This is a genomic window from Savagea faecisuis (assembly GCF_042675605.1).
GTDB classification, from domain to species: domain Bacteria; phylum Bacillota; class Bacilli; order Bacillales_A; family Planococcaceae; genus Savagea; species Savagea faecisuis.
In genome coordinates this window covers 18164-26902 of record NZ_JBHTJF010000036.1, presented here as the reverse complement: position 1 = coordinate 26902, position 8739 = coordinate 18164, and the positions used below count along the sequence as shown (strand labels likewise).

The following is an 8739-nucleotide window of genomic DNA, read 5'->3' as shown; positions in this document are numbered from 1 at the left end:
AATTATTGCGAAAAGGCTTAGAAAAATAACTTTGGCTAAAGCCAACCGAAATTCATCTCCCACCTACTCACTGAGCTACACACTTCACGTTCCTTGAGGTGGGAGACTTCTTTCGGAAAGCCGTTAAAGGAGTGTCTTCTCCATCGTAACGACGGCTAGAGGATGTCCGTGTCGTTCTATTTCTTTTTGAGCGACGAGCGTGTAGCCGAGCTTCTCGTACAGCGCTATATTTTCTTTCACATGCATGCGTACATCACATGTAATGATCGGTAACTGCTTCTGGCGAGCAATCACTTCTAACTGTTGAATGAGCGCTTTCGCATACCCTCGGCGGCGACTTTCTGGACGGACCGACAAACGTGAAAAAGCGAGTGCCCCGTCACGAATGACGTAACGGACGACCGCTTCCACTTTTCCTTCCACACTTAATTGCAAGGCTCGCTCTCCATGTTGTAAAGCTTCTGCAATCGAACGACTCGTCTCTTCTAACGCACTTGACGGAATAGGCGCCTCTTTATATTGAGCGAACGCTTCTTGCATCACTTCATAAATCGTGCTGGAATTTTCTGTATGTTCAATTTTCATGCGTCCTCTTCCTCAATCTCTTCGACATAAGGAGAAACCCGAATCGTTAATTCATCGCGCTCTTCATCGTACGTATGTGTTTCGAAGCGGTTGTAAAACCAACTGTTCGCTTCATCGTCCCAAGGAAGATCGATACGTTCTTCATCATTCGAGTGATACGTCACCATGACGTACACTAAATTGTGATATTTTTGAATGCGTTCAAAATTATCTAGTTCATCGATTTCATAATAGAGTAGACGGCTTGTCACATCATCGCGAATCGAGCCTTTCAAGACGAGCTCAAACTCCTCCACTTCTAAATAGCGGTGAAAACCCGTTTGAAGACTTCCGACGAGTCGCTGACTAATTCCAGTCAACTGTAAATCTCGAATGTGCTCAAGCTCCACTTGAATCACTTCACAATTTTCAAAAACGAGATTCATTTTTTGAATATGTTGTAGCATGATGAAACATCCTCCTTTTGACGCTATCATTCCCTCCATTATAACGACCTTTGGATGAACGTTCAATTGAAAGACGCCATGAAACGAAATGTCTCACGGCGTCTAATGATCTTGATCTGTTATTCTGTTTTTTCACGTTTGAGCCAGTGGCGACGCGCTTCTTTTTTCAATTCGCGTTCCGTCTCTTTCGCTCGCTCAATTTCCGCTTCTACTTGTGAATAGGTGAAACGAACGACTTCTCCACCGAGCTCCTCTTTAATTAACGTATCGAGCACGTTCGGAGAAAATTCAGATGCGATCGCAATTAAACCGACCGATTCTTCCGTTAATACATTCGCGGTACGGCTAAATGCGGAGTTCGCTTCTTCCACTTCGCGAATGTCACCCACGCTGCCGATCAATGAACCTGTCGTCCACCCGAGTAATAAACCGAGCGGCCCGCCGATCATACCGACGAACGCACCGATTAAACCACCGGCAAATAAACGGTCACTTCCTGTTAAATCTGCACCTTCTAAAATTTTGAACCCTTCGCCTTTCACGTTTTCTACGACGGCGAGTTGTTCTACTTCAATTTTTCCGAGACGGCTTTCATTTTTCAATTTCGCAAATGCTTCGTACGCTTTACTGTTTTCGTCGAACGTCATAACAATTACACGTTTTTCCATGTTTTTTGCACTCCTTCTTTATTATCTATATATTAGTATAATACCTAGTTGAAGGAAGTTTCAAACATTTCCCATTATTTCATCGCTTCAATTGTGATGATTTCACTATGAACAGTCGGTTCTTTCCCGTATTGATAATCACTCGATACGTGTACGTCACGGAATCCGATCTCTCGCAACATTTTTTCAATCGTCGCGATTTTATGCCAATATAATGTAAACGATTGCAATTCTGTCTCGATACAACGGCCGTTTTCCCATTTCTCGTACTTCAGTAAAGTCGTCGTCGACTGTTCGATCCAGTCGATTTGCAACGGTTTGCTCTCAAGTGTCAAACCGCTCATTTCCGTTAAAGGTACGACCGATGTCGACGGAACATTCGACCAATCTGTCGGAAACGCAAAGTCGACGATCGCGCGCCCACCTTCTTGTAATGCCTCATAAAATTGACGAAATAACGGCTCAAGGTCACTCCCTAATAATCCGACAGAACCGGTCGGCATGATGATCGCTTCGTACACATCATGTTGATTGAGTGCGAGCAAGTCCCCTTGCATCAGCTTTCCTTCTACTTGATGTGCTTCGCAATGCGCGCGACAAATCGCAAGCATTTCTTCGGAAAGTTCGATGCCTTCCATTTGAAAGCCTGCTTGTGCGAGCGGGATGAACAAACGTCCTGTTCCGACACCCGCTTCTAACACTTTCCCACGCACATTAGCTAAGCGCGATTGATAATATTCGAGATCGCCACCAATCGAATAACCGACAGGCTATGTCGCTTCGTAATACGCTGTGCTCAGCAGACCGTAATCAATGAACATCGCAAGCCTTCACTTCTTCGACGACGCGTTCTAATGAATCGACGATGACGCCGTTTTTCTTAATTAAACCGACGACGAATAAATTGCGATACACAAATTGATTTTCCGTCGCGTCTTCTCGTAAAATATTGAATTTTTTCTCATTCGTACGCCCTTGCTGACGCACGTCTGTGAACACGCCAACAATCGGACGACCGAGACTTGCGAAATAACCAATTTCGGCTGCGACGCCTGAATCGATTTCCACTCCGTCTAAAAACGCAATTAACACGTCGCTTTCTTCTAGTGCTTGTAAATCTGCTTCCGCAATTTGTTCGCTCGTTGCGAATGCTGTTTTGTCATTGATTGCTGGATTTTCTTGTGGAACGTACAGTTCAATGTGCGGAATCGCTTCTCGTAACTGTTTCGCACACGCTTCGTTCACTATGCGGTCCGCTAATGAAAATAAACCGTTTGCTAAATATGCTTTCATCCTTTTTCACCTCTCGTCTATTATACGAGGTATCGCATCACTTGGCATCTATTATCGAGAAATCACTCGCGGATGCTTGAGGGGGTTCAGATGCTGTCAGTACACCGTTAAACTGCACTTCAATCGTATCGCCCTCTGCCATATTTTTGAACGCATCTCCATCGACATCTGCCATATGGAACACGATCACTTTCGTCGGAGACCCGCTCGTCACATGAAGTGTAACGTCTGTTCCGACGATTGATTCAACTGTCCCTTGCACCGTCACTGTCGTTTCAGGTGCGTTCGGTTTTTCCGCTTCTGTCGGCTCTTCCGCTTCTGGATCAACATTCGCTCCGTCACCACAACCTCCTAACAGTAAAGCTCCACTCATCATGCTTACTATCATCCATTTCTTCATATAAATCCCTCCATTCCATTTATGCCCGTTTTTCACCATTTCAAACGCGTTGACATTTCGTCAACGTTATTTTAAAATATAGAAAGTTTGAAAAGGAGGGGTGTGCAATGAGTTTGAAAAAGTGGATGACGGAACAACTCGCCATGCGCAATTGGTCTTTACGCTATTTCAGCGAACGGGCATCGATCGATGTCGCGACATTATCTAAAGTAATGAACGGCAAACGCGCCTTAACTTTACAACATGCTGAAAAAATTGCAGAAGCATTCGACTGCCCGATGAATGATTTACTTCATGCGGCTGGCTATCCGATTGAACGAACCTCCCCTTACATGCAACAAATTACTGATGAAATTAGCAAAGTGACGAAAATGACCGAAATAGAATGGCACAATCATCTTCAAACATTAGTACTGACGTATGAGGAAGAAAGTGTAACGCCATCAGGTGAACATCAAATTGCATCTGAATTTCCTCAAAAAATGAAAAACTTACATCAAAAAGGAACATGGTTGACGACGATTCAATCATTTTTCGAACAATTTCAACAGAAAGAACGTCCTACAGTAGAGCTCATGATTCTCGGTGGCGCCTTACTGTATTTTATTGCACCCATCGACCTGATCCCCGACTATTTATTCGCAATTGGGTATCTTGATGATGCGTTGGCGATTCAGCTCGCCTCTCAAAAATTAAAGTTAGGAAGTTAAATGATGAAAAAATGGTTACTAGTTTTCCTCGTGACCGTTACGGTTGTCGGAGCGGGCGCTTTCGGTTACGCCTATTATCAATACGACCGCGTTCAACAAGTTGTCGAGGAAATGAATACGAATTTAACATTCGAAGAAGAACGTCCGGAAGTACGACCGATTACAGACGCTTTTAACGTGTTACTTCTCGGCATCGGCGATCGCCCAGGAGATCCGGGACGAGCGGATTCCGTCATTTACGTGTCGGTAAACCCTAAAAAAGAATCGATTCTTGCATTTAACTTACCACGCGATACATACGTCCCGATTGCAGGGACGAACCGTTCAGACAAATTAAATCATGCGTATGCTTACGGCCGGACAGAAATGACCGTCAACACGGTGGAAGATTATTTAAATATGCCGATTGACTACATCATTCAAGTGAATATGAACGGATTCCGCGAACTCGTTGATGCTTTCGGCGGCGTCGAAGTTGATAATCCTTTCGCTTTCGAACAGCGCGATGAATTAAGCGTCGTTACTCATGAATATGAAGAAGGACCGATTCATCTCGACGGTGAGCGTGCCCTTCATTATGCACGCATGCGCAAATTAGACCCACGCGGCGATTTCGGACGCAATGAACGACAGCGTCAAGTGATCCAAGCCGTCATCGAAAAAGCAAGTTCGATGAATACTTTATGGAAAGTTGATGAATTATTCACCATTTTAGGTGATAATGTAGAGACGAATATTTCGTTTGACACACTAAAAAATATGTTCTTAAATTACCAACAGACGTGGAAACATTTCCCGATTGACGTCTTTGAAGTCGACGGCGAAGGAGAACGTATTGATGGCGTCTATTATCACGTCGTACCTGAAGAAGAACGACTTCGTGTGCAACAACGTATTCAGAACCATCTCGAATTTGAAGGAGAGCCTTTATGATTTCTGCAACTTTATTAATCGTCGGTTCCATCAGTTTAATTTTATTCGCATTGATCGGTTTTATCGTGTTGAAATCAGACATGCCTTGGATTGATCACTTTTGGATAAATGTGATGGAATCGATTCAATGGACACCACTTCATTGGGTAATGCGCATATTTACGCTATTTGGAGATATTTTATTTTTATCCATTCTCGTGCTCGCTTGCATGCTTTATTTCATTAAATATAATAAAAAGAAACATGTCATTGCACTCGGGATGATTTATGCGGGATATATTTTCGTCAATCAAGTGTTCAAACGTATCATCGACCGAGAACGTCCGCATGTCGAGCGCATCGTAGAAGTGACAGGTTCTAGTTTTCCGAGCGGACATACGATGGGCGCTTTTGCGATTTACGGAACGTTGCTCGTGTTCGTACTTGCCTCTAAAAAAATGCAACCCGTCCAAAAGTGGCTCATTCCACTTCTCGCTTCTCTTCCTTTCGCTGTCGCCTTAAGCCGCAATTACTTAGGCGCTCATTATATGACTGACGTGTTAGGCGCTGCATTTTTAAGCATTACCGTCATTTGTTATACGCTCGCTTTACCTATTTTTAAAAAGAAAAAGTCACAGTCTCCCGAGTGATCGGCAAGACTGTGACTTCTTTTATGTGAAAATATGGCGTTGAACGTACGTCGTCACTCCTCGAATCATCCAAAATAATGCGACTACTGCCCAAACAATATATGTCAACGGGACGAAAAAGAAAAATGGCTCATGTACAATTCCATTCGCATCCATATAACTCGTCATCGCATGCGTAAACAACATCATTCCGCTCAAGACGAGCGAGAAAAAAGTCCACCCTAAATGTACACGCATGAACATCCCTTCTTTCTTTCACTTCATACTAAAAGGACGCATCGCTTTTCCAAAAGTTGCAAAAGTTCGTCTTTCACCTACTTCATTTCATTGCGACGAACGCTAGACATGGTATACTGAAAGACAGCTTATATGATAGAAGGAGTTTGATGATATGATCCGCTTCCCGACCCGCGGTGGCCGCATTATTAAAACGGGAATTGCTGCGTTTTTAACCGCTTTTATATGTGATATGCTCGGTTGGTCTCCAGCATTCGCCGTCATTACGGCCATCGTTACAATTGAGCCGACCGTATCGGACTCCATTCGAAAAGGATTCGTGCGCTTTCCCGCTTCCGCCATCGGAGCTTTTTATACGGTGACGTTCGTGTCGATTTTTGGCCATGCACCGATTACATACGCATTGTCCGCTGTGTTGACAATTGCGACGAGTTATAAATTAAAATTACATGACGGATTGTTAGTCGCGACATTAACAGCAGTTGCGATGGTTGATGCGGTACAAGGAGAGTTTTTAGCCTCTTTCGGCGTCCGCCTCGGAGCGACGACGATTGGACTGCTCGTTTCCACAGTGGTCAATATGTTCGTACTTCCTCCTGACTACACGAGAGAAATCGACTCGCGTATCACCCGTATTCAAAAGAATATCAATGCCCTTCTCGGTTGGACAGGTCGTCACTTCACCGATTCTGATCCAGACTTTGCCGAAACGGTACTCGGGTTGACGAAACAGACACGAAAGGAAATCGCTCAAGCGGAAGCGTTAGCGCATTTCCAAGAAAAAGATAATTTTCATCCGTTCGTCTCGCACGATCAAGAAAATTTAGAATGGCAAATGGAACAACTACACCGTCTCGAACAAGTCGTGTATCATATCGAAAATATGATGCAAACATCGACGACCGATTTAACTTGGTCTGAACATGAACGAAATATGATTGTCGAATCAATCGAGCGACTCATTGAGCGCATCGGACAAAAAACATTCGACCATGATGCGCATGCGACAGAAATTTTACAATTGACGAAGCGATTGTTTGCGCCGACGAATGATACGACATATGACTCGATTCCATCTGAAGTAATTCTTTTATATGAATTGATCGCCTTATACGAACAAATCGCAAAATGTTACGCAAATGAGCACCCTACTGAATCGTAGAGTGCTCGTTTTTTAATGGGAAGATTTCGTATTTAAGTCGACATAATTTTGAAGGCGTGTCGTACCGCGCCAATAATGATAAATGAGACGGTCAATCCAAAGGACGGCTTCTACTTTCGCGATCGCTTCTTCGATATTCGTTTCATTGGAAGCGGTACGTTCAAAATATTCTTCCCGGCGACGTTTCCGTTCAGATGCCATTTGCGTCGAAGCTTCTTTCAATAAAGAAGCGACTTGTTGGAGTTCGCCTTCTTCTTGTAGACGCATTTTCATATCGACGAACACGTCGACCCATTTTTCATTCAATTTATCTTTTACGATAGAAGATTCGATCATTCCCGCTTCGGTGACGACACGGATGAGACGATTCAAATGGTCGATCGTATGTAATAGTTCAATATGTTTCGCCCGGTCTTTTTTCGTATCGGACGGGATGCTGCCTAAAAACTGGCTCGTTTCTTCCAATGCTTCCTCGATTAACTGCAACTGTCGCTCCGCTTGTTCCGTCATTTTCGGCTTTGCGATCAGCTGCAAAACGAAATCTGTCGTTTCGCGCGTAATCGCAATTAATGTCGTGTACGTCACGTCGAGCGCAATCGCAGGAACTGAAATAATTTCTGGATTTAAATGTTCGGTTAACGTATTTTCTTTCTCTTTCACGATGCGCATAATCAGTTTTGCAAACGGCTGAATGAGCGGAATGAAAATGAGTGCGCCGATTAAACTGAAGAGCGTATGGAAAATAGCGAGCCCGATTGTTTCATCGAAGCTTCCTGTCATCGCCGTCGTAATTGTTTTCGTTATATATATGACAAAAGGTGCGGTCAATGTGATGACAATGGCAGTAATGACGTTAAACAGCAAGTGCGTCATCGCCGTACGTTTCGCTGCGACGGATGCACCGATCGCGACAAACATCGCCGTCGCTGTCGTCCCGACGTTTTGTCCAATGACTAAATAAACCGCTTGTTCAAAATCGATCGCGCCCGCAAATAATGCGGTCAACGTCGCAGCCATCGAAGCACTCGACGCTTGCATCACAATCGTCATAAAAATGCCGATAATAATTAAAATAATTTTGCCGCTCCACGTTCCGGACGTAAACGTGTCGAACGCAATCAAATCTTGCGCCGCTTCCATCCCGGTTTGTAAAACGTCGATTCCGTAAAAGAGCAAACCGAAACCCGTTACAATCCCACCGTACGCCTTAAAATCACGCGGGGCGATAAATTGCGTGAGCACACCGATTCCGATGAAAGGTAAAGACATCGCGGCTAAACTAATTTTAAATCCGATAAGTGAGATGATCCACCCTGTGCTCGTACTTCCGATATTCGCTCCGATAATGACCCCGATCGACTGCGTGAACGTGAGTAAACCTGCACTGACAAAGCCGATCGTAAGCAATGTCGTCGCTGTTGAGGACTGCATCAAAATCGTCATAAAGGTCCCTGACGCAACCGAGCTTAACGTTCCACCAGTGAAACGATTCAGCCATTTCTTCAAAGCATCCCCTGCTAACTCTTTCAACCCGTCCGTTAACATCATCATACCGAGTAAAAAGAGTCCGATGCCCCCTATAACATTTACCAAAAAAAGTCCTCCTCCTTGAAATGATTGTATAAATCTTACCACTTTGTGAATAGTCCGTAAATAACAGAAAACACTCTACTTAA

12 protein-coding genes are annotated in these 8739 nt (G+C 44.0%); 4 read left to right on the top strand and 8 right to left on the bottom strand.

What is annotated here, in order from left to right; genetic code table 11:
• Positions 1 to 123: 123 nt before the first annotated feature.
• The 6 genes from ACFQ0V_RS11765 to ACFQ0V_RS11740 form a co-directional block, all read right to left on the bottom strand.
• Positions 124 to 585, bottom strand: coding sequence for a GNAT family N-acetyltransferase (locus ACFQ0V_RS11765; RefSeq protein ID WP_381013791.1), 462 nt, complete (start codon positions 583 to 585; stop codon positions 124 to 126).
• Positions 582 to 1031, bottom strand: a complete 450-nt coding sequence (locus ACFQ0V_RS11760) for a hypothetical protein (RefSeq protein ID WP_381013789.1) — start codon at positions 1029 to 1031, stop codon at positions 582 to 584. Before ACFQ0V_RS11760 ends, ACFQ0V_RS11765 begins: the two co-directional genes overlap by 4 nt.
• A gap of 119 nt (positions 1032 to 1150) precedes the next feature.
• Positions 1151 to 1699, bottom strand: coding sequence for a hypothetical protein (locus tag ACFQ0V_RS11755; RefSeq protein ID WP_381013788.1), 549 nt, complete (start codon positions 1697 to 1699; stop codon positions 1151 to 1153).
• Positions 1700 to 1773: 74 nt separating this feature from the next.
• Positions 1774 to 2412, bottom strand: a complete 639-nt coding sequence (locus ACFQ0V_RS11750; protein WP_381013785.1) for a class I SAM-dependent DNA methyltransferase — start codon at positions 2410 to 2412, stop codon at positions 1774 to 1776.
• Between the two features lie 97 nt (positions 2413 to 2509).
• Complete coding sequence (locus ACFQ0V_RS11745; RefSeq protein WP_381013782.1) at positions 2510 to 2992, bottom strand: nucleoside 2-deoxyribosyltransferase; 483 nt, start codon at positions 2990 to 2992, stop codon at positions 2510 to 2512.
• A 37-nt stretch (positions 2993 to 3029) separates the two neighbouring features.
• Positions 3030 to 3392, bottom strand: coding sequence for a hypothetical protein (locus ACFQ0V_RS11740; protein ID WP_381013780.1), 363 nt, complete (start codon positions 3390 to 3392; stop codon positions 3030 to 3032).
• Positions 3393 to 3499: 107 nt separating this feature from the next.
• Here ACFQ0V_RS11740 and ACFQ0V_RS11735 point away from each other — a divergent pair, with 107 nt between their 5' ends.
• The 3 genes from ACFQ0V_RS11735 to ACFQ0V_RS11725 are packed head-to-tail and all read left to right on the top strand — an operon-like array spanning position 3500 to position 5664.
• Positions 3500 to 4102 carry a DUF1232 domain-containing protein gene (locus ACFQ0V_RS11735; protein WP_381013777.1) on the top strand — a complete coding sequence of 201 codons (603 nt, stop codon included), beginning with the start codon at positions 3500 to 3502 and terminating at the stop codon, positions 4100 to 4102.
• A 3-nt stretch (positions 4103 to 4105) separates the two neighbouring features.
• The gene (locus tag ACFQ0V_RS11730; protein ID WP_381013775.1) at positions 4106 to 5035 is read left to right on the top strand and encodes an LCP family glycopolymer transferase; all 930 of its coding nucleotides are present in this window, start codon (positions 4106 to 4108) and stop codon (positions 5033 to 5035) included.
• Positions 5032 to 5664 (top strand): phosphatase PAP2 family protein, encoded by a 633-nt coding sequence (locus ACFQ0V_RS11725; RefSeq protein WP_381013772.1) that lies wholly within the window; start codon positions 5032 to 5034, stop codon positions 5662 to 5664. The genes ACFQ0V_RS11730 and ACFQ0V_RS11725 overlap by 4 nt, the downstream gene beginning before the upstream one ends.
• A 21-nt stretch (positions 5665 to 5685) precedes the next feature.
• On the opposite strand, the gene ACFQ0V_RS11720 is transcribed toward ACFQ0V_RS11725, so the two are convergent.
• The gene (locus tag ACFQ0V_RS11720; protein ID WP_381013770.1) at positions 5686 to 5901 is read right to left on the bottom strand and encodes a DUF3955 domain-containing protein; all 216 of its coding nucleotides are present in this window, start codon (positions 5899 to 5901) and stop codon (positions 5686 to 5688) included.
• 154 nt (positions 5902 to 6055) lie between these two features.
• Between ACFQ0V_RS11720 and ACFQ0V_RS11715 the strand changes: the two genes are divergently transcribed.
• On the top strand, positions 6056 to 7063 hold the full coding sequence (locus tag ACFQ0V_RS11715; protein WP_381013768.1) for an aromatic acid exporter family protein: 1008 nt from the start codon (positions 6056 to 6058) through the stop codon (positions 7061 to 7063).
• 12 nt (positions 7064 to 7075) lie between these two features.
• Here the strand turns inward: ACFQ0V_RS11715 and ACFQ0V_RS11710 are convergent, their stop codons facing one another.
• Positions 7076 to 8656, bottom strand: a complete 1581-nt coding sequence (locus ACFQ0V_RS11710; RefSeq protein WP_381013765.1) for a Na/Pi cotransporter family protein — start codon at positions 8654 to 8656, stop codon at positions 7076 to 7078.
• Positions 8657 to 8739: the final 83 nt, after the last annotated feature.

Bases quoted from the DNA above. Each gene is read 5' to 3' on its own strand.
- ACFQ0V_RS11765 (WP_381013791.1), bottom strand. From the start codon at position 585: ATGAAAATTGAACATACAGAAAATTCCAGCACGATTTATGAAGTGATG.
- ACFQ0V_RS11760 (WP_381013789.1), bottom strand. From the start codon at position 1,031: ATGCTACAACATATTCAAAAAATGAATCTCGTTTTTGAAAATTGTGAA.
- ACFQ0V_RS11755 (WP_381013788.1), bottom strand. From the start codon at position 1,699: ATGGAAAAACGTGTAATTGTTATGACGTTCGACGAAAACAGTAAAGCG.
- ACFQ0V_RS11745 (WP_381013782.1), bottom strand. From the start codon at position 2,992: ATGAAAGCATATTTAGCAAACGGTTTATTTTCATTAGCGGACCGCATA.
- ACFQ0V_RS11740 (WP_381013780.1), bottom strand. From the start codon at position 3,392: ATGAAGAAATGGATGATAGTAAGCATGATGAGTGGAGCTTTACTGTTA.
- ACFQ0V_RS11735 (WP_381013777.1), top strand. From the start codon at position 3,500: ATGAGTTTGAAAAAGTGGATGACGGAACAACTCGCCATGCGCAATTGG.
- ACFQ0V_RS11730 (WP_381013775.1), top strand. From the start codon at position 4,106: ATGAAAAAATGGTTACTAGTTTTCCTCGTGACCGTTACGGTTGTCGGA.
- ACFQ0V_RS11725 (WP_381013772.1), top strand. From the start codon at position 5,032: ATGATTTCTGCAACTTTATTAATCGTCGGTTCCATCAGTTTAATTTTA.
- ACFQ0V_RS11720 (WP_381013770.1), bottom strand. From the start codon at position 5,901: ATGCGTGTACATTTAGGGTGGACTTTTTTCTCGCTCGTCTTGAGCGGA.
- ACFQ0V_RS11715 (WP_381013768.1), top strand. From the start codon at position 6,056: ATGATCCGCTTCCCGACCCGCGGTGGCCGCATTATTAAAACGGGAATT.